We start from the raw sequence: 25,877 nt of genomic DNA on the forward strand, positions 1-25,877 counted from the left end.
AAATCAACTTTTCCTGGCTGATTTTTCTTTTGCAAAATTAAGCAGAAAAAATTTTTTTCTGGTATAATAAGAGAATGTTTAGTCATAATGAGGAAGAATTAATCCAGCAGGGTCAGCGTCTGGGCAAATTGCTTCAGGCAGGGGACGTACTGGTTTTAACGGGAAATTTAGGAGCAGGGAAGACAACCTTTACTAAGGGTCTGGCTCTAGGTTTGGGCATCAGTCAGATGATTAAAAGTCCAACCTATACCATTGTTCGGGAATACGAGGGGCGCTTGCCGCTCTATCATCTGGATGTCTACCGCATCGGAGGCGATCCAGATTCCATTGATTTGGATGACTTTCTCTTCGGGGAGGGTGTGACGGTCATTGAATGGGGAGAGCTGCTAGGAGAAAATCTACCTGAAGACTATCTCAAATTAAGCCTCTTGAAAAAGGAAGACGGGCGTGAATTGGTTTTTGAAGCCAAAGGAAAGCGAGCCCAAGAGTTGCTTGAGGAACTGCAGAATGACTGAATATGAATTATGCTTGCGAGAAGCGGAAAAAACAGATGCTGCTGATCTGATTGCCTTCCTCAATCAGGTCGGGTCTGAGTCAGATTATATGACGCTGGATGAGGCTGGAATCTTGATGAATCAAGAGGAGATGGCTTCATTCATTGAGCATCAGGCTGCTTCCAGTAATCAGCTTTATCTGTTGGCGCTTTTGAATGGTAAGATTGCTGGCCTTGTCAGCATCACAGCTGATTTCCATGAGCGAATTCGCCATATTGGTCAAGTCTTTGTTGTAGTGAAGAAAGCTTTCTGGAACCAAGGACTGGGACGCATATTGCTGGAAGAGGCATTGACTTGGGCAGAAGATTCTCAAGTTATTAGACGTTTGGAATTGAGCGTTCAGGTTAGAAATGAACGAGCAGTTCACCTCTATAAAGATTTAGGATTTGAAATTGAAGGCTTACAAAAAAGAGGAGCCTATTTAAAAGAAGGGATATTTCTTGATGTTTACCTGATGGGTAAGCTGATAGACTAAAAAAGATATGTTTAAAAAGATTATAATGATGTTTCTCAGTCTCCTTGTCGTAACGACAGCTGGTATCGGTACTTATGCTTGGACGATTTATGGTCAGTCAACAGATGAACTGTCCAAGACTTATAAGGGTTTGGGAAATGAGACAGATGTTATTTCTGCAACTAAGCCCATGACTATCTTGCTGATGGGTGTAGATACAGGGAGCGGATCCCGCGAGGATACTTGGGTCGGGAACAGCGATACCATGATTCTCCTGAGTGTCAATCCTAAGACCAAGAAAACAGTCATGATGAGTTTGGAACGTGATATTCTGACTCAGATTGACGAAAACGGTCAGACAGTTGAAGCCAAGCTGAATGCCGCCTATGCGACAGGCGGAGCAGAGTTAGCCATTTCGACTATTGAGGGCTTGATGAATATCCACATCGACCGCTATGTGATGATTAATATGCAGGGCTTGGTTCAGTTAGTAGATGCAGTAGGTGGTATTGAGGTCAATAATACCTTTGACTTCCCAATTTCTATTGAAGATAATGAGCCTGAGTATACTGCCAAGGTGGAACCTGGCAAGCAAAAAATCAATGGTGATCAAGCGCTGGTATATGCTCGCATGCGCTATCAGGATCCAGATAGCGACTATGGCCGCCAAAAGCGTCAACGTGAAGTAATTGAGAAAGTGGTTGAAAAAGTTCTTAGTCTCAACAGTCTCAGCCGTTATCAGACTATTTTAAAAGCTGTCAGCAACAATATGCAGACTAATATCGCGCTTGATTCAAAAAGCATTCCTCAATTGTTAGGCTATAAAGACGCCTTTAAAAACATTAAGTCTGAGCAGCTGCGTGGAGAAGATGCGACCTTGCCTGATGGTGGAAGCTATCAGCTAGTGACGTCAGAGCATCTGCTGAGCATGCAGAATCTAATCCGCAAGTCTCTGGGCTTGGACACAGTTAAGAGTCTGAAGACCAATGCTGTTCTCTATGAAGATATTATGGGCGGCAACAGTCTAAGAAGCAGCAATAGCAGCAGTACATCTAGCAGCACAGAAAGCTATAGCAGTTACCAGAATTCTTATAGTCAGCCTACTTATAATAATGGTTATGAGAATTATTCTTATCCGACGACAGATACAACAGTTGGAACTACGAATACGACTCAGGTTGCTCCAGCAGCTTCCTCTGCCCCAGCTACAGATGTCAGTGTCAGCACCCCACAAAGTCAGCCAGTAGTCAATGCGACTACAGAGTAAAAAGTTAAATATAAAAAGAGACCGGGACAAAATGTCTCGGCCTCTTTTGGTAATGACAGGAGGTTCTTGACGCGGTAGCGGATTGGAGTTTTTGTTTCCCTATCAACCACCTTTTCTCTATCAAGACTCGTACTTTTCCCAGATGTCTTTGACTTGCTGGATCTGCACTTGAGCTTGGTTTTCAAGGACTTTATATTTATAAGTAAGTTCTTGAGCGATGTCTTTGACTTGCTCTTTTTGCTCTTGAATGATGGCAATATTTCGTTGAATATTGGCTAGACTGTCCTTTACTTTGTCTAGACTATCTGTTGTTTCAATGATTTCTTCTTGAATTTTTTGACGGTTTTCGACCAGTTTGTAACTGGCTGCTGCGGCACCGATAAATAGGAAAATATTTGAAAGTTTCATATTCCCTCCTTAAGCTTGTGCAATCTTTTCAGCTAATTCGGCCAGAGCTGGAAAGTCTGGTTCGTGGGCTGCGAAAGTTATCTTGAGGTCATCTGCATCACTGTAGCGCGGTGCCAAATGCACATGGGTATGAAAGACAGTCTGTCCAGCAATTTCTTCGTTGTTGTTGATGATATTCATACCGGCTGCACCTGTGGCTTTCATCACCTTTCGAGCAATGTCAGGTACGCGAGCGAAGAGCTGACTGGTGCTGTCGGCATCCATATCCAGAACATTTCGGAAATGCTCTTTAGGGACAACCAAGGTATGACCTGGTGTTACCTGGGAAATATCCAGAAAAGCAAGGACTTTCTCGTCTTCATAGACTTTAGAAGAAGGGATTTCTCCAGCAATAATTTTACAAAAAATACAATCAGCCATAAATGGTACCTCTATTCGCTAGATTTTGTTATAATATAAGAACCATTATACCAGAATTCGGAGAAAATATGTTAGAAATCAAAGAGCTTACGGGCGGCTATGTTAATATCCCGGTTTTAAAGGATGTCAGCTTTGAAGTGGGCAATGGCCAGCTGGTTGGTCTGATTGGTCTCAACGGTGCGGGCAAGTCCACGACTATCAATGAGATTATTGGTCTTCTGACGCCTTATAAGGGGCAAATTCAGATTGATGGACTGGAGCTGCGGACTAATCCCAGTGATTACCGCAAGAAGATCGGTTTTATTCCGGAAACGCCTAGTCTTTACGAAGAATTGACCCTGCGCGAGCACATTGAGACGGTAGCTATGGCTTACGACATTGAGCAGGAGACAGCTTTTAAGCGTGTGGATAAGCTATTGGAAATGTTCCGACTCAAGGAAAAACTGGATTGGTTCCCTGTTCACTTTTCAAAAGGGATGAAGCAAAAAGTGATGATTATCTGTGCTTTTGTAGTTGATCCCAGCCTTTTTATCGTAGATGAGCCTTTTTTAGGTCTGGATCCGGTAGCTATTGCAGACCTTATCCAGCTCTTGGAGGAGGAAAAGAAGAAGGGCAAGTCCATTCTGATGAGCACCCATGTTTTGGACTCTGCTGAGAAGATGTGCGATAGTTTTGTAATTCTGCACAAGGGTCAAGTGCGGGCCAAGGGCAGCTTGACTGAGTTGCGTGCTCAATTTCAAATGCCGGATGCTAGCCTGAATGACATCTATCTAGCCCTGACAGAAGAGGCAGCGCTATGAAAGAATTATTTGCCAAACGAAAGCAGGATTTTCGTCAGCAGTGTCTGAAATACCTGCGCTATGTTTTTAATGATCATTTCGTACTCTTTCTGCTGATTTTTATGGGATTTTTAGGTGTTCAGTACAGTCAGCTTTTGCGGCATTTTCCGACCAATCACCTACCCATTATTGCTAGTCTGGTTATTCTATCGCTCTTTATCCTGCCCTTTGGACGGATTGCGACCTATCTGGAAAAGCCGGATGCTCTCTTTCTCTTGGTCAGAGAAGCAGAAGTCAAGTCTTTCATCAAAGGACAGATTCTACGTTCTTATCTCTTGTACGCAGTCTTACAGACTGGGCTATTGCTACTGTTAGCTCCGCTTTTTCTGGCTCTGGGATTGCCTGTTTGGGGCTTCGGGCTTTACTGCCTCTTTATGCTAGTCTTAAAATGGTTTTTGTTTCAGGCTAAGGCCAAGAAGTTCTTTACTAAAAATGGCCTAGATTGGCAGGCGCTGGTGGCTTATGAAGCAGCCCGAAAGCAGATGATTCTGCGCTTCTTTGCTCTCTTTACCAATGTTAAAGGCATTTCAAACAGTGTCAAGCGCCGGGCTTATCTGGATGGTTTGACGAGACTTGTGGGCAAGCAGCATGGCAAGACCTGGCAGAATCTCTTTTTGCGCTCTTACTTGCGAAATGGAGACTTCTTTGCTCTGACCTTGAGACTGCTCTTTTTGGCTCTTTTGGCCTTGGTTTTTGTCAGTCAAACTTGGATTGCTGCAGCTTTTGCGGTCTTGTTCAATTACCTCTTAGTCTTCCAGCTGACAGCCTTGTATGAAGCTTTTGACTATCAGTTTTTGACCCAGCTTTTTCCGATAGAAAGAGGGGAAAAGCTTAAGGGAACCAGACAAATTATTACTTCGATTGGCATCAGCGTTCTCTTGGCTGAAGTGCTGACTGCTCTGCTATTTTTCCAAGACAAGACAGCAGTGCTGGCCATGCTGGGAGCGACTGCCCTACTCTATCTGTTCTATCTGCCGTTTAAGTTACGGAGATTGGTTGACTAAAAGAGGTAAAACTAGTAAAATGATAAAGAAACTTTTTACGGAGGGGAAATATGGACTTGGTTGATAACGAGCTGACCCTGACACCGATAGCTGGTAAGAGCGGAAAGGCCTATATGGGGACTTATCCGGACGGGGGACGCGTTTTCGTCAAGATGAATACAACCCCTATCTTAGCAGGCTTAGCTCGAGAACAAATCGCACCGCAGCTTTTGTGGAGCCGCCGGATGCCGGACGGCAACGTAATGAGCGGGCAGGAGTGGCTTTCAGGCACTATTCTGACCCCAAATGATATGTCCAAAAAGCAGGTCATCAACATTTTGACACGGCTGCATCGCTCGCGCCCATTGATGACGCAGCTGACCAAGCTGGGCTATACTTTGGAAATGCCAACTGATTTGCTGAATGCCTGGCTCAATCAAGTGCCGCTTGCTTTGAGGAATAATCAATATCTGCAATCAGTTATCCGCGACCTACGCCAGACAGTACCAGCCTTTCGTGAGGACTACGCGACCATCGTTCACGGAGATGTGCGCCACAGCAACTGGGTAGAGACCGACAGCGGGCTTATTTACTTGGTGGATTGGGATTCTGTGCGCCTGACAGACAGGATGATGGATGTAGCACATATTTTAAGCCATTATGTGCCTGATTCAGGTTGGCAAGAGTGGCTGAGTGCTTATGGCTATAAGTATAATCAGACTGTTTTCAATAAGCTATACTGGTTTGGTCAGTATTCTTATCTGATGCAGATTGCCAAATACTATGAAAACAATGATTTAGAAAATGTGAACCGGGAGATTTACGCATTACGAAACTTCCGTTCCAAATACGGAAGAGGACAATGAGAGTAAGGAATCGTAAGGGAGCGACGGAACTGCTAGAGGCGCATCCCCAGTATGTGATTTTAAATCCGGCAGACGCCAAGGGCAGATGGCAGGAGATTTTTGGCAATGACCATCCCATTCATGTAGAGGTTGGCAGCGGTAAAGGAGCTTTTGTATCCGGTATGGCCAAGGCCAATCCTGAGATCAACTACATCGGGATTGATATTCAGAAATCGGTTCTCAGCTATGCCTTGGACAAGGTGCTAGCAACGGATGTGCCCAATATCAAGCTTCTATGGGTGGACGGTTCGGATCTGACTGATTATTTTGAAGAGGGCGAGATTGACCGCCTCTATCTGAACTTCTCGGATCCTTGGCCCAAGAAACGTCATGAAAAGCGCCGTCTGACCTATCAGTCCTTTCTGGCGACCTATCAGCAGATTTTGCCAGAAAATGGAGAAATCCACTTCAAAACGGACAACCGTGGCCTTTTTGAATATAGCCTAGTAAGCTTTTCTCAGTATGGTATGAAGTTAAAGGGTGTGTGGTTGGATTTGCATGCCAGCGACTTCGAGGACAATGTCCTGACTGAGTATGAGCAGAAATTTGCTAACAAAGGACAAGTTATCTACCGGGTGGAAGCAGCGTTTGAATAAGAAAAAGTCTTTGAGGAAATACTCCTTGAAGACTTTATTATTAGGAAAGAATTTTGCTTAAAAATAAGAGTATTTTAAGTAGCATTCTGTCTTTAAAAGCTTGTAAGACACATTTCCCTTGCATTCTGGGACTTGTCGTGCTATAATACTAGTAATGAATAAGGAAAGAGAGGCGAGGAAGTATCTTCGCCTCTTATCTGTGAGGAGGTGTCGTCATATCGCAACGATTGTTGAATTGGTGAGGGAGGTTATTGAACCAGCCATTTTGGCCCCCTATGAATTAGTCGATATTGAGTACGGAAAGATGGGCGGGGACTACGTTCTCAGTGTCTTTGTAGATAAGCCTGAGGGCATTACGGTCAATGATACAGCGGATTTGACGGATATTATCAGTCCGCTCTTGGATCAAATCAAGCCAGATCCCTTCCCAGAACAGTATTTTCTGGAAGTGACCAGTCCTGGCTTGGAGCGCCCGCTCAAGACCAAGGAACAGCTGGCCGATGCAGTCGGAAGCTATATCCATGTCAGTCTCTATAAGGCTGTTGACAAGCAGAAAGCCTTTGAAGGCACCTTGCTGAGCTTTGAAGAGGATGTTCTGCACATGGAATATCTGGACAAGACTCGCAGAAAAGAAGTCGAAATTCCCTACAGTCTGGTTTCCAAAGCCAGATTAGCCGTTAAGTTTTAGCCGCAGAAGCAATATAGAAAAGAAAGGAACACTTTTGTTTCGGCAAAAGTCACATGAAAATGAGTAAAGAAATGCTAGAGGCCTTCCGTATTTTGGAAGAAGACAAAGGAATCAAGAAAGAAGATATCATTGACGCAGTGACTGAGTCACTCCGCTCAGCCTATCGTCGTCGCTATGGTCAGGCAGACAGCGCAGCTATTGAGTTTGACGAAAAGTCAGGAGATTTCCGTGTCTATACTGTTCGCGAAGTCGTGGACGAGGTCTTTGACAGCCGTTTGGAAATCAGTCTCAAAGATGCCTTGGCTATCAGTTCAGCCTATGAGTTGGGAGATAAGATCAAGTTTGAAGAAGCGCCAGCTGAATTTGGCCGGGTCGCTGCTCAGTCTGCTAAGCAAACCATCATGGAAAAGATGCGCAAACAAACTCGTGCTATCACTTACAATACCTACAAAGAACATGAAAATGAAATCATGTCAGGAACGGTGGAGCGCTTTGACAATCGCTTTATCTATGTCAATCTTGGCAGCATTGAAGCACAATTATCGAAGCAAGACCAGATTCCTGGTGAGGTCTTTGCCTCTCACGATCGTATCGAAGTCTTTGTCTATAAGGTAGAAGACAATCCTCGCGGTGTCAATGTCTTTGTTAGCCGCAGCCATCCAGAAATGATTAAGCGCTTGATGGAGCAGGAAATCCCAGAAGTCTATGACGGAACTGTAGAAATCATGAGCGTGTCACGGGAAGCTGGCGATCGGACCAAGGTAGCGGTTCGCAGCCACAATCCTAATGTGGATGCCATCGGTACAATCGTCGGACGCGGTGGAGCTAATATCAAGAAAATTACGAGCAAGTTCCATCCTGCCAAATACGATCCCAAGAGTGGCCGTATGGTGCCGACTGAAGAAAATATCGATGTCATCGAGTGGGTAGCAGATCCAGCTGAATTTATCTACAACGCTATTGCTCCTGCAGAGGTTGACCAAGTTATCTTTAACCAAGAAGATAACAAGCGGGCTTTGGTTGTTGTACCGGACAACAAGCTTTCTCTGGCTATCGGCCGTCGCGGACAGAACGTACGCTTGGCAGCTCATTTGACAGGCTTTAGAATCGATATCAAGTCTGCCACAGAGTTTGAAGAAATGGAAGCAGCCAATGAACTGGGCGGATTTGCTCAGGAAGCTGAAGAAATTCTTGCGGATGCAGATGTTTTGGAGACAGAAGTTTCAGCAGCAGAAGCAACAGACTTTGACGCAGCTGCAGAGGAAACTGTACTAGAAACAGCTGGTTTAGAAAGCGAAGCTGAAGAACTAGATTAAGGGGGCTGGAATGGCAAAAACAAGAAAAATCCCTTTAAGAAAATCAGTGGTCTCCAACGAAGTGATTGACAAGCGTGATTTGCTGCGGATTGTCAAGAACAAGGAAGGTCAAGTCTTTATCGATCCGACAGGCAAGGCCAACGGCCGTGGAGCCTATATCAAGCTGGATAATCAAGAAGCCCTTCAAGCTAAGAAGAAGCGGGTCTTTAACCGCAGCTTTAGTATGGAAGTGGATGAGGCTTTCTATGATGAGTTAATCGCTTATGTTGATCATAAGGTCAAAAGAAGAGAGTTAGGTCTTGAATAAAGAGAAACTTGCAAATTTGCTGGGACTGGCTCAGCGGGCTGGCCGCATCATTTCTGGTGAGGAGCTGACCGTTAAGTCTATCCAGGAGGGAAAAGCACATCTGGTCTTTTTGGCCCAGGATGCAGCTCCTAATCTCAGCAAGAAAATCACTGATAAAAGTCGTTACTACCAAGTAGAAGTATCAACCGTGTTTTCAACACTGGAATTAAGCTCTGCCATTGGCAAGGCCAGAAAAGTGCTCGCCGTGACAGATGCTGGTTTTACAAAGAAAATGAGGTCTCTTATGTAATAGAAGAGGAGGACAAGATTTGTCTAAAGTAAGATTGTATGAAATCGCCAAAGAACTGGGAAAAGAAAGCAAGGAGGTAGTGGCTCGTGCGAAGGAGCTGGGTCTGGATGTCAAGAGTCATTCATCCAGCGTAGAAGCTGACGCTGGTGAACGAATCAAATCCAGCTTTACGAAAAAAGCAGCCACACCTCAAGCTACTGCAGAAAAGCCTACAGCAGCTCAGCCATCACCGCAAAAAACTCCTGCCAAAGAGGCGGCGCCAGTCAAGGCAGAACAGACAGAAGCAAAAGCAGCTGCTAAGCCAGAAGCGAAAGCAGAAACGGCAGCGCCTGTCAAGCGCCCGCAAAGCCGGAACTTTAAGGCAGAGCGTGAAGCGAGAGCCAAGGAAGAGGCAGCGCGTCGGAAGCAGCAAGGCAACCGCAAACCACAAAACAAAGAGCAAGGCAAACGTGAGGACCGTGATAATCGAAATAAGAATCGCGGAAACCGCAACGACCGAGATAGGGGCAATCGTCCAAATGACCGTCGCGATAATCGTGGTCAAGATGGCCGCCGAAATGGTCAGAATCATCAAGGATTTAACGGTCAAAACCGCCAACAGCCTCAAGGACCGAAGATTGACTTTAAGGCCCGAGCAGCAGCTTTGAAAGCAGAGCAGAATGCTGAATACGCTCGCTCCAGCGAGGAACGCTTTAAGCAAGCTCAGGAAGCAAAAGAAGTTATGGAACGGCAAAACCGCCGCAAGGAGCAGCCTAAGGCAGAAGCAAGTGCACCAGTTCAGCCTGCACCAGCTCCATCTGCTCCAGCGGCGAATCCAAGTCCAGCGCCAGCCGCTGTGGATACGCGTCGTAAGAAGCAAGCTCGACCAGATAAGAAGCGCGATGATTTTGATCGCGAAGAAGAAGGTCCAAGAAAACAACAAAAGAATCGAAGCAGTCAAAATCAAGTGAGAAATCAAAGAAATAGTAATTGGAATAAAAACAAGAAAAATAAAAAAGGAAAGGGCAACAATAATCAGGCACCAAAACCTGTTACAGAACGTAAGTTCCATGAGTTGCCAACTGAATTTGAATATACAGACGGAATGACCGTTGCAGAAATTGCAAAACGGATCAAGCGCGAGCCAGCTGAAATTGTTAAGAAGCTCTTTATGATGGGCGTGATGGCAACGCAAAACCAATCTCTTGACGGCGATACTATTGAGCTCCTCATGGTGGACTACGGTATCGAAGCTAAGAAGAAGGTGGAAGTTGACACAGCTGACATTGAGCGCTTCTTCGTAGAAGAAGGTTATATCAACCAAGATGCCTTGGTAGAGCGTCCACCGGTTGTAACCATCATGGGACACGTTGACCATGGTAAAACAACCCTTTTGGATACCCTGCGTAACTCTCGCGTAGCAACAGGCGAAGCAGGTGGTATAACTCAGCACATCGGTGCTTACCAGATCGAGGAAAGCGGCAAGAAGATTACTTTCTTGGATACGCCTGGACACGCGGCCTTTACTTCTATGCGGGCCCGTGGTGCCTCTGTTACGGATATCACTATCCTGGTCGTAGCGGCTGATGACGGTGTTATGCCGCAAACGATCGAAGCTATCAACCACTCCAAGGCGGCTGATGTCCCAATCATCGTAGCCATTAACAAGATTGATAAGCCAGGTGCCAATCCTGAGCGCGTGATTGGTGAATTGGCTGAGCATGGTGTCATGTCAACAGCTTGGGGCGGAGATTCTGAATTTGTTGAAATCTCAGCGAAATTCAATCAAAATATCGACAGCTTGCTGGAAACAGTCCTCTTGGTGGCTGAAATCCAAGAACTCAAGGCAGATCCGACTGTTCGAGCGATTGGTACAGTTATCGAGGCCCGTCTGGATAAAGGAAAAGGTGCTGTCGCAACCCTTCTGGTTCAGCAGGGAACTCTGAATGTGCAGGATCCAATCGTTGTTGGAAATACCTTCGGTCGGGTTCGGGCTATGACCAATGACCTGGGCCGTCGTGTTAAGGTGGCAGGACCATCTACACCGGTTTCTATCACTGGTCTCAATGAAACTCCGATGGCTGGTGACCACTTTGCGGTCTATGAAGATGAAAAAGCTGCGCGTGCAGCCGGTGAAGAACGTGCCAAACGTGCCCTTCTCAAACAGCGTCAAGCTACTCACCGTGTCAGTCTGGAAAATCTCTTTGATACCCTCAAAGCTGGCGAAGTTAAGTCTGTCAATGTTATCATCAAGGCTGATGTGCAAGGTTCTGTAGAAGCCCTGTCTGCTTCCCTGCAGAAGATTGAAGTGGAAGGCGTTAAGATTACCATCGTCCACTCAGCGGTTGGTGCTATCAATGAATCTGACGTGACACTGGCGGAAGCTTCAAATGCTTTCATCATCGGATTTAACGTTCGTCCTACATCTCAAGCTCGCCAGCAGGCAGAAGCTGACGATGTCGAAATCCGTCTCCACAGCATTATCTACAAGGTTATCGAAGAAATGGAAGATGCCATGAAGGGAATGCTGGATCCAGAATACGAAGAAAAGATCATTGGGGAAGCTCTTATCCGCGAAACCTTCAAGGTTTCCAAGGTTGGTACTATCGGTGGATTTATGGTTATCAATGGTAAAGTTACCCGTGATTCCAAGGTTCGTGTTATCCGTGACGGCGTCGTGATTTACGATGGTGAGCTTGCCAGCCTCAAGCACTTCAAGGATGATGTTAAGGAAGTTACCAACGGCCGTGAAGGTGGACTCATGATTGATGGCTACAATGACATTCAAGTAGATGACACGATCGAAGCCTATATCATGGAAGAAATTAAGAAATAAGATAAGAAGTCCGTTAAAAACTCGCAGTGAAATCATATTTGGTGGAAGTTGATACTTCTAGTTCCACATCTTTTTCACAAAGAGTTTAGATCGAATTTCATTCATTAAAACTAAAATATAAGCTAGGCCTAGCCTAGCTTATATTGCAGAAAAGAAAAATTAGAAAGGAAATCTCATGGCAAATAATTTTCGTACAGACCGTGTGGGTATGGAAATCAAGCGCGAAGTCAATGAAATCTTGCAGAAGAAAGTTCGTGACCCGAGGGTGCAGGGAGTGACCATTACCGATGTTCAAATGCTGGGCGACCTATCCATGGCCAAGGTCTACTACACGATTATGAGCAATCTGGCCTCTGATAATCAAAAAGCTCAGACCGGTCTGGAAAAAGCGACCGGTACCATCAAGCGAGAGCTGGGTCACAATCTGAAGATGTACAAGATTCCAGATTTGACCTTTGTCAAGGACGAATCCATCGAGTATGGCAATAAGATCGACCAGATGCTGCGCGATTTAGATAAAAAGTAAAGCAGAAACTCAGCTGTCATGGCTGGGTTTTCTTGTTTTTTAATTTAATATAACAATTTTTCGTAAAAATAGGTATATACCATTTACAAATAAAAAAGAAAGAGTTATAATATAGTCAAGAAAACTCAGAGATTCAAAAGCGGAAGTTAGAAAGCAGCTATAGAAAGATGCTAGCTCTATCACAGACTTCCGCTTTGAATGGCCGAGAATATAGCATTCAAGAACAAGGGAGGCAGTCTTATGCCTACATATATCAAAGCAGATCAATTTTTCTATCCTCAGGGAATCCGTCAGGGCGGTTATTTAGAGTTGATTGACGGCAAGTTTGGCAAGTTGGTGCAGTCTGTTCCGCAGGATGCAGAAGTCATAGACTACAGCGGCTACTCGATTGCGCCGGGTCTGGTGGATACTCACATTCACGGCTTCGGCGGTGTTGATGTAATGGACAATAACATCGAAGGAACTCTTCATACCATGAGTGAGGGTCTCTTGACTACTGGTGTGACTAGCTTTTTACCAACAACCCTGACCTCATCCTATGAGCGGCTCTTAGCAGTCACTGAAAATATCGGTGCACGCTATCAAGAAGCCAGTGGGGCCAAGATTCGCGGTCTCTATTTTGAAGGGCCTTACTTCACCGAGAAGTATAAGGGTGCCCAAAATCCGGCCTATATGAAAGATCCTAGCATGGATGAGTTTCGTGCTTGGCAGAAAGCCGCAAATGGCTTGCTCAATAAGATCGCTCTCGCACCAGAGCGTGATGGCGTAGAGGAATTTGTCCGCACGCTGACTGATGAAGGCGTGACTGTTGCTCTGGGGCATTCTAACGCTACCTTTGATGAAGCCAAAACTGCGGTCGAAGCAGGTGCCAGTGTCTGGGTGCATGCATACAATGGTATGCGGGGCTTGACCCACCGGGAGCTGGGCATGGTTGGTGCCATGTACGAGTTGCCCCACACCTATGCGGAACTGATTTGTGACGGCCATCATGTGGACCCTAAGGCCTGTGACATCTTGCTCAAGCAGAAGGGACATGAAAATATTGCCCTCATTACTGACTGTATGACCGCAGGAGGTCTTGAAGATGGTGACTACATGCTAGGAGAATTTCCAGTGGTTGTGGCAGAAGGAACAGCTCGGCTCAAGTCAACGGGCAATCTAGCTGGCTCTATCCTCAAACTCAAGGACGGATTGAAAAATGTGGTCAAATGGGGCATTGCCAATCCTCATCAGGCGGTTATGATGGCTAGCCTGATTCCAGCAAAATCAGTCCATATTGATGATATCTGCGGGCAGATCAAGGAAGGCTACGATGCTGACTTTATCGTTTTAGATAAAGATTTAGAGCTGGTAGCTACTTATCTTGATGGTCAAGAACGATTCCATGTATGAGAACCGCAGGTATTTTAAATTAGTCTCCTTATATTTTTCAGAAAGAGCAGGGCAACCTGTTCTTTTTGGTTGTCAAGCTATTTGATAGCCTTCTTCTAGATTTGAATTGCTTTCTTAGGCGTGTTATAATGAAACTATAATGTAAACAGGAGTAGGCTATGAAACGAATTGATGCGAAATTTCTGATAATGGGACTTGTTTTGCTGCTGGCGGGACTGATCTTTGGACGAATCTTAATCCTTGTCGCAGGAGTTGCTTTCATTATCTATAGCTTTTTCAGTAAAGGCATGGAGCCGACTAAGGAAAATATCTTTAAACCCAAGCCAATACTGAAGAAAAAAGAAAAGAAGTGAGCAGTTCTGCTCTTGTGAACACTATAGCAGCTGCCTTGCTGAAGGCAGTAGATGGAACTTGTAAAGGAGACATGAGATGAGAGAATATCTTTTGAACAATGGTGTTGGCATTCCTGTACTGGGCTTCGGTACTTGGAAGGCTCAGGATGGTGAAGAAGCCTATCAAGCGACATTAGCCGCTCTCAAGGCAGGTTATCGTCACATTGATACGGCAGCCATCTATAAGAACGAAGAGAGTGTTGGACGGGCAATCAAGGACAGCGGCATTCCGCGGGAGGAGCTCTTCGTCACGACCAAGCTTTGGAATGACATTCATACTTATGAGGAGGCTCAAGAGGCCTTTGCGGCCTCAATGGAGCGGTTGGGACTGGACTATCTGGATCTCTACCTCATCCACTGGCCGAATCCCAAACCCCTGAGGGAAAATGATGCTTGGAAAAAGCGCAATGCTGAGGTCTGGCGGGCTATGGAAGATCTTTATAATCTCGGAAAGATTCGAGCGATTGGCGTCAGCAATTTCCTGCCTCATCACTTAGAAGCCTTGCTTGAAACAGCTCGCATGACTCCTGCTGTTAATCAAATCCGCCTGGCTCCAGGTGTCTATCAGACAGAAGCGGTGAACTTCTGCCGTGAGCACGAGATTTTACTGGAAGCTTGGGGACCATTTGGTCAAGGCGAGCTCTTCCAAAATCCAGCTGTACAGGCTGTGGCAGACAAATATGGCAAGACCATTGCTCAAGTCGCGCTAGCTTGGAGCTTGCAGGAAGGCTTCCTGCCTCTACCTAAGTCGGTCACTCCGAGCCGGATTGCCAGCAATCTGGACTGCTTTGGCATTGAGCTAGATGCTGCTGATTTGGAAGTACTCAAAAATGTCAGCGGTTTGGCTGGTGGCGCACCAAATCCGGATGGGATGGATTTTTAGGTGAAAATCCGATTCTATCGAAGTTCGGATAGGCAAGCTCTGCAGTCTTACCATTTAACCGATTTGAGATTTACCAGTCATCCCAGTCAGGCTGTTGCTGACTTAGAAAATCGCTATGCTATCTTGGGCCTTGTAGAACATCAAATCGTAACTTTTCTGATCTTGGATGCTGGAGAAAAGAAGTTTACTTATGGCGGTCAGCCAGAGAGCCTGCTCCTTCGTAGCTTTTCAACGGATGAAGGCTTTCGGATGCGAGGATACGGTAGTCAGACGCTGAAGCTCTTGCCTGATTTCATAAGAGAGCATTTGCCTATGTATAAAAGCATCATCCTAGGCGTCAATGAGAGAAATCAAGTCGCTTCCTATCTCTACCGAGAGACCGGTTTTAGCAAACAGCCCCAACGTATATTAGGACCAGCCGGCTGGCAGGAAGTGTATGAATTAAAAATATAAAGCTATCCCCAGTTTAAAAAGAGCTGGGGATTTTTATCTCTACCACTAGAAGAAACTATAAAACAAACTGCTTCTATGCTATAATGAGAGATGTAAAATGAGACCAATATCCAACGAAATACTAAGATAGGGGAGTTAGATGAAGAAGACCCAAGAATTGGAAATTACACCCAACTGATTGAAAAAGGTATCGAGCCCTTGAGAGTGGGGAGATGAGAGAGAAAGGTAATCATTAAAAACTCGAAGAGTCATCTATGGCCAAATATCCAATCAGTCTAAAAGCTGAACACGAGTGTTTACTAAAGTTTTTAAGCAATTAAGTTTTCGATTAGTCCTGTTTGTAAAAAAATTCATGCTTTCTATCTGTCAGATGATGTGGATTACTATAATTTACAGGTTTTCTAAAGTTCGAATACTAGTGTTTGTTAAAATTTTAAAGCATTCTAAGCGTGAAATGCTCTGATAATCCATTTTTGAAAAGAAATAATCCCCATCTGAAGTTGAAGAAATCATCAGGTGGGGATATTTTATGTCTTTGATTTTGAAAAAGTGCTATTTCAGGGATAAAAAATGACATTTCAGGGCAGCCATACAAAAGATTTATTGTCACGTGTTATACTTAGTTCATCAAATTATTGGAGAGGTTTTATTATGACTACTAACTACACCATTCGTCCCTTGACCTATAGCAACTTTACTCACCGTGAGTTTGAAAGTTTGATGACGGATTCTCGTCAAATCATCACCGACTTCGTCAAGGCCAACAAGAGCGAAGATATGTATGGTACGCACTTGGAGCCCTTTGCGAGCAAGTTAGAAGAGTTCCAGAAACAGCTAGCCAGCGTGGAAAAGAAGCAGACCATAAGTCTGGCAGAGGTGGATAAGGAGCGGGACAGTGCTCTGGTCGGACTTTTTACCCTGCATAGGGGATTTGCTAAGATAAAGGAAGCAAAGTTTAAGGAAGCCTATGAGACGTTGGCTCCAGTCCTGACTAAGTACAAGGATATCACTAAGCATAATAACGATGTCGCAACTGCTGAGATTAAGAGCCTCCTCAAAACCCTCAAGGAAGAGCCCTACAATGCGGCAGTAACTACTCTGGGACTCTCACCGGTGATTAGCGCAGTGACGACTGCTCAGGAAGACTATGATAAGGCCGAAGTCCTAGCGCGTGCAGCTAAGTCCAGCAAAGAAGTCGGTAAGACCAAGCAGCTGCGCACGGAAATCTCTCGCACTTATGACCTCTTTATGCGCTATACCGCAGCCTCTGCAGAAGCCTATCCAGAGAAAGCCCACTTTGCCAAACTCCTCAAGGATCTCAATACTATCCGAGACAGCAAGCGCCGCTTGGCTAGTCCAAATAAGAAAACCAAACCGGAACAAGCACCGGAAGCAGCAGGATAAAGAATAATCCCTTAGAATTGTGAATTCTAGGGGATTTTTGGTGTTTTTGTGGTATAATTTTACCAGAATAGAAAACAAGATATAGAGGGTATTTTATAGTTATAAAAACAGATAATTACATTTTAAAAATTGAGGAATGAAAGGAATTATTGATATAGAGAATTTAGAATTTAAAGCGGAACAATTTAGAAAAAAATAATGATATTAATCAAATTTAATATAATAGGGGAGGTTAAGTATGGCTGACAATATTTTAATACTAGGTAACGGCTTTGATATAGCGATGGGGAGGGAGACACGATATGAGAATTTTATTGACTTTGCCAATGATTTATATCAAATAAAAGATGAAAAGTTTCAAGATTTTATAAATACTTGGAATATAGTTATTGATGAATATAAGAATAATATTTATCTAGAATGCATTAATAAATAAGGAAAAAATCTTGGTTCTAACTGGTCTAATCTTGAAATAATGTTATCTAATATTGTAGAAGCAATAATATATTTTAAAAAAAATAGAGAGGAATTATTTCTTGCTGTCGAACAAGATCCAGGGAATGAATATGATTTACTGGGAGATGTTTTCAAGGAACACGATAATTTTAATGCGAAAGCATTTATTACAGGAGCATTTGTCTCTTTTTTTGGAGATGAGTTTTGGGGAAATTCCCAAAAAGAAATTAAGTTAGAAGAATTCAATAATAAGTTTATTAAGCAATTAGACTTATTGATAGATCTCCTAGAGATATATTTGTCATATAGAGATTATGATGATTTTGAAGTGAAAAAAATAAAGCGTCAAAAGACAGCTTTGGATAGTATTGCTAATTTATCAGAATCATATGTGTTAAGTTTCAACTATACTCATACTGCAGAGAAATTATTCGGAATATCGGAAGAGAGAACTCATCACATTCATGGTGAGATTGATTTATCAAGAAAAAAATCAAAAATGAACACTATCGTCTTCGGAATTGAAGATAAGGGAAATGATGTGAATAGCGATTTAATACCGTACCAAAAATACTATCAACGAGTTGTCAAAGAAACTGGGAATAAATATGAGAAATTTTTTGAAGTAAAAACTGATTCCACTAGTGAAAAAATATTGCCTGAGAATATTATTTCTAAAAATATTATTATTTTTGGTCATTCAGTCGATCCTTTAGATAAAGAAATTTTCCAAAAATGTTTTGAAAAAACAGAAAATGCTCTATTCGAAAGTAGATTTATTTTTACATATTATGATGAATTTGCTAAACGCTCGTTGATTAAAAATTTGGCAATAATTATTGGTAAAGACAAATTAGTCGAACTTACTGGCATGGAAAAAGTTGTATTTGTGCAAAGTCAAGATGCTAAAAGAATGAAAGAAGTCCTGTTACCATGAGTTATTTTATGAGTTCATTGTAAACCATGGAATTAAAAATTCCTTGATTTTAGGGACGAATAATAAAAGGTTGGAATTTCTTATTAACTTTTTTATTTCAACACTCACTACTGTAGGTCTTGAGGAATTCGCTATTATACTGAAATTTGAATTAGCATATAAAACAAAAAAACAGATGTTTTTGATGGAGAGTGTGCTTTATTAGCTAGAGATGACGTAAATATCATTCCAAGAAGTAGTACGTTTGCTTATTTATCAATGAAAAATAGTATCTAATAAACATCCCATAACAAACCAATCAAACTGGTACATTCTGCGCTAGTTCTGATTGGTTTTTCTTATTTCCGGATTTTAAACTGTATTTGTTCTGTATTTCAAATAAATAGAGACTTGAAACTTTATCATATAGTAGTTTTTGGCTAAAACATTCGCCATTATTACGTTTTGGTTAAATTTGTTAGGATTGTATGAATTGTCAGAAAATTTTTATTATAATATGGTTTATAAATAAAGATAAGGAGACTTCTATGCAAAGACAACGATTTTCACTTCGTAAATACAAGTTCGGTTTGGCTTCTGTTCTGCTGGGAACTGCTCTGGTTTTTGGTGCTGGACAGGCTCAGGCGGATGAGCAGGCGACAGTTAGTTCGTCAGGGCAAGGTCAGCCGACTGCCGCTGTGGTATCAGCGACTGAGTCCGCTTCTCAAGAAGCTACACCTGAGAGTCAGCCGGTAACTCCAGCTGCTGTGGAGAAAGCAGCACCAGCTTCTTCTGAATCGGTAGCTTCAAGTACAGAGCAGGCGAGCCAGCCTTCTACGGCAGAGGCTAAGGAAGCAGCTGCAGCTCCTGTAGAGAAAGGAGCGACTTCCTCATCGGAAGAGGCTTCTTCAAGTGCTGAGAAGGTAACTCAGCCATCTGCCACAGAGACCAAGCCAACAGCTCCAGCTAGTCCAACTGCAGAGTCTTCGGCAGCCGCAAACTCAGACAAGCCAGCATCTAAACCTGATGCAGTAGCAGAGTCACCAACTTCTCGGGATGCTAAACCAAGCAGCATCAGTACCAATGAGATCATCAAGGTTCCTCAGACCTGGTCTCAAGGCTATAAAGGTCAAGGCCGTGTGGTAGCCATTATCGACTCAGGTCTGGATGTCCACCATGAGGTTCTGAAGATATCTGACCCGTCAAAGGCCAAGTATCAGACAGAGGCAGCTCTGGAAGAAGCTAAGAAAAAGGCTGGTATTGACTACGGGAAATGGTATAACAGCAAGGTTGTCTATGCCTATAACTATATCGACGGTGATGACAATATCAAGGAAAAGAACAGTTACTCACATGGTATGCACGTAACAGGGATTACAGCGGGAAATCCCAACAAGAAAGCTCCTAATGATGAGTATGTCTATGGTGTTGCGCCAGAAGCACAAGTTATGTTTATGCGGGTCTTCTCAGACCGTCAACGCACAACTAGCGACGCTATCTATATCAAAGCTATTGATGATGCGGTGGCTTTGGGGGCTGATACCATCAATATGAGTCTAGGTTCAGCAACAGGTTCAACGGTTGATGTCAGCCCTAGTCTGCAGGCCGCTATTGAGCGCGCTCGGGCCAAGGGGGTGAGCGTGATCATTGCGGCGGGTAATGACAACACCTTCGGAAGTGAATACTCTAAACCTCTGGTTGAAAATCCAGACTATGGTCTAGTTGGCAGTCCTTCAACAGTAGAAAGCTCTATCTCAGTCGCCTCTGTCAATAACACTGTTCTGACAGAGGAAGTCATGGAAGTGCGTGGTCTGGAAAAGAATGATAAGCTTTTGAACGGTCATTTCAGCTACTCCATGGGTGAGACAAATGCAACCTTTGAAAAGGGCAAGGAATATGAGTATGTCCATGTTGGTCTTGGCCGTGAAGAGGACTTTGCTGGTAAGGATCTGACAGGTAAGCTGGCTCTTATCCAGCGTGGTTCCTTTACCTTTGCTGAAAAAGTTAGAAATGCCATTAGCCATGGTGCTGTTGGTGCTCTGATGTACAATAATGTCGACGGAGCTAACCTAACGATGAGCCTAGACAGTGAATCTAAAAAGGTTCCGTCAGCCTTTATCAGTAAGAAATATGGAGAGGCTTTAGCAGCTGGTAACTACAAGGTGGCCTTTAATGGACTTAAGGTCAATCGGCCGCATCCAGGAGCAGGTAGTCTGTCTGACTTCTCTAGCTGGGGTGTGACGACAGATGGCTTGCTCAAGCCAGATGTGACAGCACCAGGTGGCGATATTTACTCTTCACTTAACGACAATACCTATGGCAATATGCAGGGAACCAGTATGGCTACCCCTCATGTGGCTGGTGTAGCGGCTCTGGTCAAGGAATATCTCCTTCAGCATTATCCAGACCTGACACCTGCCCAGAATGCAGATCTGGTCAAAGCTCTTATCATGTCTACAGCCAAGCTGCATGTCAACAAGGAAACAGGTGCCTATACCTCTCCGCGTCAGCAGGGTGCTGGTATCGTGGATACGGCAGCGGCGGTTTCTACTGGCCTCTATGTGACAGGGGATAACCAATATCCTAGCGTTTCCTTGGGCAATGTCCAAGACAGCTTCACCTTTGATGTTACGGTTCATAATATCACGGATAAGGATCGGACACTGAAGATGATTGTCAATACCAACACGGATGCGGTCAAGGATGGCTACTTTACCCTGACACCTCGCAAACTAACTGAAACGGTCTGGCCAGAAGTTACTGTCAAGGCTCACAGCAGCCAAAAAGTGACGGTCAAGGTAAATACTGCTAAGTTTGCGGAAGAGTTAATCAAGCAGATGCCGAACGGCTATTTCTTAGAAGGCTTTGTCCGCTTTGTCGATCCAGCAGATGACGGCGATGTGGTTAGTCTGCCATTTATGGGCTTCCGTGGGCAATTCCAAGATCTGCCAGCTGTAGAAAGACCAATCTATGATCTGGTCCAAGAAGGCAAGTCAGGCTTCTATTACCCAGTGCCAGAGGACAAGAGTATCCTGTCTGATGACAATGTCTCTTCCCTTGTGACAGAGTCAAATGATACACTCTACTCTACCGGTCGAACAGCTGCTCGCAGCTCAATTGTACTGGGAACTGCAGAAAATGCGGATGGTAAGCATGTGCTGCAGCTGGGAGCGGATGGCAAGATTCGTCTGGCCTTCTCACCTAATGGTGATGGCAATCAGGACAGCATCCAGTATCGGACAGTTCTCTATCGTAATATCAATAATCTGACAGCTAGTGTCTATACGGCAGATGATAAGGACTATCGCTTCCCAATCTGGCAGAGCAGCACGATTAGAGAAAGCCGCAAGAACTATTATAGTGGTCGGTCAGACAATCCTAAGTCCTACCTACTAGAAGATACATACTGGGATGGTCGTGATAGCAAGGGTGAGAAGCTGGAAGATGGCCTCTATACCTATGTGGTTCGCTATACGCCAGATGTACCAGGTGCTAAAGAGCAGCAGATTACCTTTAACCTGCAGATTGATAATCAGAAGCCTTTGATTAGCTCAGGCTATATCAGTACCAAGGATGGTGCGGAAACCTTTACGGCTCGTAAGCCAAAAGATGTTGGCAACGGCGGTATTTTGAGAGAACAGGTCTTCTATCTGCAAGCAGATGAAAAAGGGAAAGAGACCTATAAAGACGTGGATGATTTTGGCATTGAGCGTGATTACGAGCGTCGAGTTTACATCTCAGCCAATGCGGATGGCAGCTACACCTTGCCAAAAGGAGTGGACAAGTCTAAGATCTTCTATGTGGTAGAGGACTATGCGGGTAACCGTGATGCCATAGCTTTGTCAGAGCTAGTCAGTGCTGAAAATGACGGGCGTATCCGTGTCGCTCTGGTGGATGCCAATACGCGTCAAGATGTGCATTCGACCTTTGTCTATCGAATCAAGGATAGCAAGGGCAAGTATGTCGAACTGGACAAGGGCAAGCAAATCAATGCTCTGCCGTTTGGCCGCTACACAGCTGAGATCTTTACTTATGATAAGGATGAGCTTCGTTTCTACAGTGCTCTGACTCAGGAGTTTGAGCTGACAGCCCAGGATAGTTTTAAGACGATTGAGTTTCTAGTCAAGAAGCTGGTCTTTGCACCGGTCAGCGTTGCCTTTGATCAAGCTGTTCCGAAGAATACCCAAGTGGTTCTCAAGAATAACAATGGTGATGCTTATACGCTTCCAGCAGAACTGTTTGGCAAGCATGCCTTCGGAAGATCCGTAGCAGCTGGATTCTACTCTGTCTTTGTCAACCTACCGACTGGCTATGAGCTCTGGGAAAATGAGCCAACTATTGAGGTCAAAGAAGGCCAGAATAATCTGCTGAAGCTGGGAGTTATCGTCAAGTCAGGCTTGCTGGCAGCTGTCAATCAGCAGTCTAGTCTGGTCGGCACTGCTCAGTATTACAATGCTTCTGCAGCGAAGCGCACAGCCTACGACCAAGCCTATCAAGCAGCCAAGGAAGCTTTGACAAGCAAACTGACCCAAGCGCAAGTTGATTCCGTAAGAGGTAAGCTAGAAACAGCATCTGCTAATCTAGACGGCAAGGACTCTGATATTGCTGCGGTTAAGGCGGCTGTGGAAGCTTATGCAACAACCACTAAGACAGGTGCTTATGCCAATGCTAAGGATAGAACTCGCCGCGCTTATGACAAGGCCTTCCAAGCAGTGGCTCTGCTCTTGGTGCAGGATAAGGTGACCCAGGAGCAAATTGATACAGCTCTAGCTCAGCTGACTACAGCAGAGAAGAAGTTGGATGGCAAGGCGACTAACTTTACCAATCTCAAGAAGCTAGTTGATGATGAGGTGCATTACCAAGCCATCAGCAATAAGTTTATCTATGCGACTGATGCGGTGAAGGCAGCTTATCTAGAGGCCTATGCAGAGGCTAAGGCAGTATTGGCGGATCCAGGTGCCAGCCAGGAAGATGTCAAAGCAGCTATTGCCAACCTCAGAGAGGCAAAAAGAAAACTCGATGGCAGAAAGCCAAGAGTTGTGAGACCGAAAAAAACTAAACAAGTCTAATTGGTTTAGATTAGTTAAAATCCCTTAAGTTGAAACTTGAGGGATTTTTCGATAAGTATTTTACATTGGCTCTATTTTCTGCTATAATCTTTTTTAGAAAGAATTCTCATTGTCTACTTTTTAGCGAGTTCGGGATAGTGTGAGCCGGATAGGGAAGCAGTGCAGATGGCGCTTTCGGATATAATTTCAAAAGTAATGAAGTAATAAATTAGGGTGGAACCGCGTCTTGACGCCCCTAGGTGAATAGCCTAGGACTGTCGGATGTGGTTCTTTTGCGTACTGAGTCTATTGTTCGAAAGAAAGGAGATTCGTGGAGAACCTTTATCTTGTAAAAGACGAGAACCAATTAGCAGCTTTTCGAGATTTCGTCGCAAAGAATGCCGCAAAGTTGCAGGGTTATCTAGCTTTTTTAAAAGACGAGTTTGCGGTTTATGACTTGCCGCAAGCCATCATTTGGTCCGATTTTGATTCTGCTACACAGATCATTCGGGAAATTCCTTTACCAGCCTATACAAATGACAGGCGGATGGTTATGACTCCCGAGTTGACGGTTTGGAAAGATTTGTATCTCCTTCAGTTGGAGAATTACGAGACCTCTCACCAAACTCAAGCAATAGAAAGCCACTATCAGTCTTTGTCGGGGAATTCCCTCTTGCAGATTGTAGGCCATGAGTTGGCTCATTGGTCAGAGCATTTTTTAGATGACTTTGATGGATACGGTGCCTATATCTGGTTTGAAGAAGGTATGGCTGAGTATATTAGTCGCAAGTATTTCTTTACAGATGAGGAATTTCGAGTGGAAAAAGCATGTAATCAGTCTCTCGTAAAGCTCTTTCAGAAAAAGCACGGTTGGCATTCATTGAATGATTTCGGTACTTCAACTTATCAAGGGAATTATGCTAGTATTTTTTACGAATACTGGCGCAGTTTTTTGACAGTTGACAAGTTAGTAGAAAATCTAGGCAGTGTGCAAGCGGTCTTTAATTCTTATCATCGTTGGGCAAATACAGATAAAACACTTACCTTGTTGGATTGGTTCATAGAACAGAAAATAATAGACAAAGAGATATAAACAAACAAAAGGAGTAACAAATGTCTAAGAAGTTAACATTTCACCTCGCTAAAGTCAATTGCGAACCTAAAGGTTCGATTGGCTAACGACAACCGTTATGGGGCGGTTTGTCTAAGCGATGTACTAGCTTTTCAAAAGGGAAGTAATTGTTCCCTTTTGAACGCTTCGCAAGAATCTCAAGAAACAAAAGGAGTAACAAATGTCTAAAAAGTTAACATTTCAAGAAATTATCTTGACTTTACAGCAGTTCTGGAATGACCAAGGCTGTATGCTCATGCAGGCTTATGATAATGAAAAGGGGGCGGGAACGATGAGTCCCTATACTTTCCTGCGGGCTATTGGGCCAGAGCCGTGGAATGCGGCCTATGTAGAGCCGTCTCGCCGGCCGGCAGATGGTCGTTATGGGGAAAATCCTAACCGTCTTTATCAGCACCATCAATTTCAGGTAGTCATGAAGCCGTCTCCAAGCAATATCCAAGAACTTTATTTGCAGTCTTTGGAGCTCTTGGGCATCAATCCGCTGGAGCACGACATCCGCTTTGTTGAGGATAACTGGGAAAACCCGTCAACTGGCTCTGCTGGTCTGGGCTGGGAAGTTTGGCTGGATGGAATGGAAATCACGCAGTTCACTTACTTCCAGCAGGTCGGAGGTCTGCCAACTCATCCGGTGACTGCTGAGGTGACTTATGGTCTGGAGCGTCTGGCTTCTTATATCCAAGAAGTGGACTCAGTCTATGACATTGAGTGGGCTGATGGCGTTAAGTACGGTGAAATTTTCACGCATCCTGAGTATGAGCATTCCAAGTACAGCTTTGAGGTCAGCGACCAAGACTTGCTCTTGGGGAATTTTGAGAAGTTTGAAGCGGAAGCTAAGCGCTGTCTGGACGAGCATCTGGTGCACCCAGCCTATGACTATGTTCTCAAATGCTCGCATACCTTTAACCTCTTGGATGCACGTGGAGCTGTATCTGTGACAGAGCGGGCTGGTTATATCGCCCGTATTCGTAATCTGGCCCGTGTCGTGGCCAAGACCTTTGTGGCTGAGCGCAAGCGTCTGGGTTATCCGCTTTTGGATGCAGAGACTCGCGAGAAACTCTTGGCAGAGGAGGGGGAATAATCATGGAGGAACTGTTAAAGGTTGAATTGGAGGGCTTTCCTGGAACCCTTGATGATCATAGGATGGGGATAAATTTTAAAACATGTCTATCTCAAAAGATTGGGAATGCAGAATCAATATTGTATTGTAACTTCTCTCATTTTTCTAATAACAATGAATACGATTATTGTGGATTATTGTTTCAATTAGGAATTTCTTGTGTAGGGCTATCAGAGGAAGAATCAACGCGAAAATGTGATGAAATTTTGCAACAGATAAAATCTCTTAAAGATTTTTTGATTACTGTCCCCACACTGGAAGGTGCATATTCTAAAAGGGTTAAATCTATTGTCGAAGTCGAAATAGAATATTAAATA

The 25,877-nt window shown here is 44.1% G+C and carries 24 protein-coding genes and 1 pseudogene; 23 read left to right on the top strand and 2 right to left on the bottom strand.

Annotation, left to right across the window (positions count from 1 at the left end):
• The first annotated feature begins 74 nt into the window (after window positions 1–74).
• Genes tsaE through lytR form a run of 3 tightly spaced genes read left to right on the top strand, consistent with a single transcriptional unit; the run spans window position 75 to window position 2,275 of the window.
• Complete coding sequence (gene tsaE / locus DQM55_RS02490) at window positions 75–515, top strand: tRNA (adenosine(37)-N6)-threonylcarbamoyltransferase complex ATPase subunit type 1 TsaE (protein ID WP_004185531.1); 441 nt, start codon at window positions 75–77, stop codon at window positions 513–515.
• Entirely contained in the window at window positions 508–1,029 is a 522-nt protein-coding gene (locus DQM55_RS02495) for a GNAT family N-acetyltransferase (protein WP_004185532.1), read from the top strand. The genes tsaE and DQM55_RS02495 overlap by 8 nt, the downstream gene beginning before the upstream one ends.
• Window positions 1,030–1,036: 7 nt before the next feature.
• Entirely contained in the window at window positions 1,037–2,275 is a 1,239-nt protein-coding gene (lytR, locus tag DQM55_RS02500; protein WP_111675363.1) for a glycopolymer--peptidoglycan transferase LytR, read from the top strand.
• Window positions 2,276–2,395: 120 nt separating this feature from the next.
• On the opposite strand, the gene DQM55_RS02505 is transcribed toward lytR, so the two are convergent.
• On the bottom strand, window positions 2,396–2,683 hold the full coding sequence (locus DQM55_RS02505; RefSeq protein ID WP_111675364.1) for a hypothetical protein: 288 nt from the start codon (window positions 2,681–2,683) through the stop codon (window positions 2,396–2,398).
• Window positions 2,684–2,692: 9 nt separating this feature from the next.
• A complete protein-coding gene (locus DQM55_RS02510; RefSeq protein ID WP_002893566.1) occupies window positions 2,693–3,103 on the bottom strand; it encodes an HIT family protein in 411 nt (136 codons plus the stop codon).
• A 68-nt stretch (window positions 3,104–3,171) separates the two neighbouring features.
• Here DQM55_RS02510 and DQM55_RS02515 point away from each other — a divergent pair, with 68 nt between their 5' ends.
• The 20 genes and pseudogenes from DQM55_RS02515 (at window position 3,172) to DQM55_RS02610 (ending at window position 25,874) form a co-directional block, all read left to right on the top strand.
• A complete protein-coding gene (locus DQM55_RS02515) occupies window positions 3,172–3,903 on the top strand; it encodes an ABC transporter ATP-binding protein (protein ID WP_172454704.1) in 732 nt (243 codons plus the stop codon).
• The gene (locus DQM55_RS02520; RefSeq protein WP_111675366.1) at window positions 3,900–4,946 is read left to right on the top strand and encodes an ABC transporter permease; all 1,047 of its coding nucleotides are present in this window, start codon (window positions 3,900–3,902) and stop codon (window positions 4,944–4,946) included. Before DQM55_RS02515 ends, DQM55_RS02520 begins: the two co-directional genes overlap by 4 nt.
• 50 nt (window positions 4,947–4,996) lie before the next feature.
• Window positions 4,997–5,791 (top strand): cell cycle regulator CcrZ, encoded by a 795-nt coding sequence (gene ccrZ, locus DQM55_RS02525; RefSeq protein WP_111675367.1) that lies wholly within the window; start codon window positions 4,997–4,999, stop codon window positions 5,789–5,791.
• Entirely contained in the window at window positions 5,788–6,426 is a 639-nt protein-coding gene (gene trmB / locus DQM55_RS02530) for a tRNA (guanosine(46)-N7)-methyltransferase TrmB (protein ID WP_002893561.1), read from the top strand. The genes ccrZ and trmB overlap by 4 nt, the downstream gene beginning before the upstream one ends.
• A 199-nt stretch (window positions 6,427–6,625) precedes the next feature.
• Window positions 6,626–7,114, top strand: coding sequence for a ribosome maturation factor RimP (gene rimP / locus DQM55_RS02535; RefSeq protein WP_331813033.1), 489 nt, complete (start codon window positions 6,626–6,628; stop codon window positions 7,112–7,114).
• Window positions 7,115–7,173: 59 nt separating this feature from the next.
• Window positions 7,174–8,430, top strand: coding sequence for a transcription termination factor NusA (gene nusA, locus DQM55_RS02540; RefSeq protein WP_223323966.1), 1,257 nt, complete (start codon window positions 7,174–7,176; stop codon window positions 8,428–8,430).
• A gap of 10 nt (window positions 8,431–8,440) precedes the next feature.
• Window positions 8,441–8,737: an RNase P modulator RnpM gene (rnpM, locus tag DQM55_RS02545; protein ID WP_002893558.1), complete on the top strand. Its 297-nt coding sequence runs from the start codon at window positions 8,441–8,443 to the stop codon at window positions 8,735–8,737.
• Complete coding sequence (locus DQM55_RS02550; RefSeq protein WP_111675369.1) at window positions 8,730–9,026, top strand: YlxQ-related RNA-binding protein; 297 nt, start codon at window positions 8,730–8,732, stop codon at window positions 9,024–9,026. Before rnpM ends, DQM55_RS02550 begins: the two co-directional genes overlap by 8 nt.
• Before the next feature lie 19 nt (window positions 9,027–9,045).
• The gene (infB, locus tag DQM55_RS02555) at window positions 9,046–11,841 is read left to right on the top strand and encodes a translation initiation factor IF-2 (RefSeq protein WP_111675370.1); all 2,796 of its coding nucleotides are present in this window, start codon (window positions 9,046–9,048) and stop codon (window positions 11,839–11,841) included.
• 175 nt (window positions 11,842–12,016) lie between these two features.
• Entirely contained in the window at window positions 12,017–12,367 is a 351-nt protein-coding gene (gene rbfA / locus DQM55_RS02560) for a 30S ribosome-binding factor RbfA (RefSeq protein WP_002908941.1), read from the top strand.
• A 240-nt stretch (window positions 12,368–12,607) separates the two neighbouring features.
• Window positions 12,608–13,759 (top strand): N-acetylglucosamine-6-phosphate deacetylase, encoded by a 1,152-nt coding sequence (gene nagA / locus DQM55_RS02565; protein WP_111675371.1) that lies wholly within the window; start codon window positions 12,608–12,610, stop codon window positions 13,757–13,759.
• A gap of 158 nt (window positions 13,760–13,917) precedes the next feature.
• Window positions 13,918–14,112, top strand: a complete 195-nt coding sequence (locus tag DQM55_RS02570) for a hypothetical protein (protein WP_002903311.1) — start codon at window positions 13,918–13,920, stop codon at window positions 14,110–14,112.
• Between the two features lie 76 nt (window positions 14,113–14,188).
• A complete protein-coding gene (locus tag DQM55_RS02575) occupies window positions 14,189–15,034 on the top strand; it encodes an aldo/keto reductase (protein WP_111675372.1) in 846 nt (281 codons plus the stop codon).
• On the top strand, window positions 15,035–15,487 hold the full coding sequence (locus DQM55_RS02580) for an acetyltransferase (RefSeq protein WP_111675373.1): 453 nt from the start codon (window positions 15,035–15,037) through the stop codon (window positions 15,485–15,487).
• Window positions 15,488–16,138: 651 nt separating this feature from the next.
• Window positions 16,139–16,891: a DUF6261 family protein gene (locus DQM55_RS02585; RefSeq protein WP_172454705.1), complete on the top strand. Its 753-nt coding sequence runs from the start codon at window positions 16,139–16,141 to the stop codon at window positions 16,889–16,891.
• 238 nt (window positions 16,892–17,129) lie between these two features.
• Window positions 17,130–18,284 (top strand): annotated as a pseudogene (locus DQM55_RS02590) (AbiH family protein).
• A 527-nt stretch (window positions 18,285–18,811) separates the two neighbouring features.
• The gene (locus DQM55_RS02595; protein ID WP_111675375.1) at window positions 18,812–23,332 is read left to right on the top strand and encodes a S8 family serine peptidase; all 4,521 of its coding nucleotides are present in this window, start codon (window positions 18,812–18,814) and stop codon (window positions 23,330–23,332) included.
• 310 nt (window positions 23,333–23,642) lie between these two features.
• On the top strand, window positions 23,643–24,404 hold the full coding sequence (locus DQM55_RS02600) for an elongation factor Tu (protein ID WP_111675376.1): 762 nt from the start codon (window positions 23,643–23,645) through the stop codon (window positions 24,402–24,404).
• A 199-nt stretch (window positions 24,405–24,603) separates the two neighbouring features.
• Window positions 24,604–25,521: a glycine--tRNA ligase subunit alpha gene (glyQ, locus tag DQM55_RS02605; protein WP_002908141.1), complete on the top strand. Its 918-nt coding sequence runs from the start codon at window positions 24,604–24,606 to the stop codon at window positions 25,519–25,521.
• Window positions 25,522–25,523: 2 nt separating this feature from the next.
• A complete protein-coding gene (locus tag DQM55_RS02610; protein WP_111675377.1) occupies window positions 25,524–25,874 on the top strand; it encodes a hypothetical protein in 351 nt (116 codons plus the stop codon).
• Window positions 25,875–25,877 lie beyond the last annotated feature (3 nt).

The sequence above is a fragment of the Streptococcus sanguinis genome, assembly GCF_900475275.1.
GTDB lineage: Bacteria > Bacillota > Bacilli > Lactobacillales > Streptococcaceae > Streptococcus > Streptococcus sanguinis_N.

Bases quoted from the DNA above. Each gene is read 5' to 3' on its own strand.
- tsaE (WP_004185531.1), top strand. From the start codon at position 75: ATGTTTAGTCATAATGAGGAAGAATTAATCCAGCAGGGTCAGCGTCTG.
- DQM55_RS02495 (WP_004185532.1), top strand. From the start codon at position 508: ATGACTGAATATGAATTATGCTTGCGAGAAGCGGAAAAAACAGATGCT.
- lytR (WP_111675363.1), top strand. From the start codon at position 1,037: ATGTTTAAAAAGATTATAATGATGTTTCTCAGTCTCCTTGTCGTAACG.
- DQM55_RS02505 (WP_111675364.1), bottom strand. From the start codon at position 2,683: ATGAAACTTTCAAATATTTTCCTATTTATCGGTGCCGCAGCAGCCAGT.
- DQM55_RS02510 (WP_002893566.1), bottom strand. From the start codon at position 3,103: ATGGCTGATTGTATTTTTTGTAAAATTATTGCTGGAGAAATCCCTTCT.
- DQM55_RS02515 (WP_172454704.1), top strand. From the start codon at position 3,172: ATGTTAGAAATCAAAGAGCTTACGGGCGGCTATGTTAATATCCCGGTT.
- DQM55_RS02520 (WP_111675366.1), top strand. From the start codon at position 3,900: ATGAAAGAATTATTTGCCAAACGAAAGCAGGATTTTCGTCAGCAGTGT.
- ccrZ (WP_111675367.1), top strand. From the start codon at position 4,997: ATGGACTTGGTTGATAACGAGCTGACCCTGACACCGATAGCTGGTAAG.
- trmB (WP_002893561.1), top strand. From the start codon at position 5,788: ATGAGAGTAAGGAATCGTAAGGGAGCGACGGAACTGCTAGAGGCGCAT.
- nusA (WP_223323966.1), top strand. From the start codon at position 7,174: ATGAGTAAAGAAATGCTAGAGGCCTTCCGTATTTTGGAAGAAGACAAA.
- rnpM (WP_002893558.1), top strand. From the start codon at position 8,441: ATGGCAAAAACAAGAAAAATCCCTTTAAGAAAATCAGTGGTCTCCAAC.
- rbfA (WP_002908941.1), top strand. From the start codon at position 12,017: ATGGCAAATAATTTTCGTACAGACCGTGTGGGTATGGAAATCAAGCGC.
- nagA (WP_111675371.1), top strand. From the start codon at position 12,608: ATGCCTACATATATCAAAGCAGATCAATTTTTCTATCCTCAGGGAATC.
- DQM55_RS02570 (WP_002903311.1), top strand. From the start codon at position 13,918: ATGAAACGAATTGATGCGAAATTTCTGATAATGGGACTTGTTTTGCTG.
- DQM55_RS02575 (WP_111675372.1), top strand. From the start codon at position 14,189: ATGAGAGAATATCTTTTGAACAATGGTGTTGGCATTCCTGTACTGGGC.
- DQM55_RS02585 (WP_172454705.1), top strand. From the start codon at position 16,139: ATGACTACTAACTACACCATTCGTCCCTTGACCTATAGCAACTTTACT.
- DQM55_RS02595 (WP_111675375.1), top strand. From the start codon at position 18,812: ATGCAAAGACAACGATTTTCACTTCGTAAATACAAGTTCGGTTTGGCT.
- glyQ (WP_002908141.1), top strand. From the start codon at position 24,604: ATGTCTAAAAAGTTAACATTTCAAGAAATTATCTTGACTTTACAGCAG.
- DQM55_RS02610 (WP_111675377.1), top strand. From the start codon at position 25,524: ATGGAGGAACTGTTAAAGGTTGAATTGGAGGGCTTTCCTGGAACCCTT.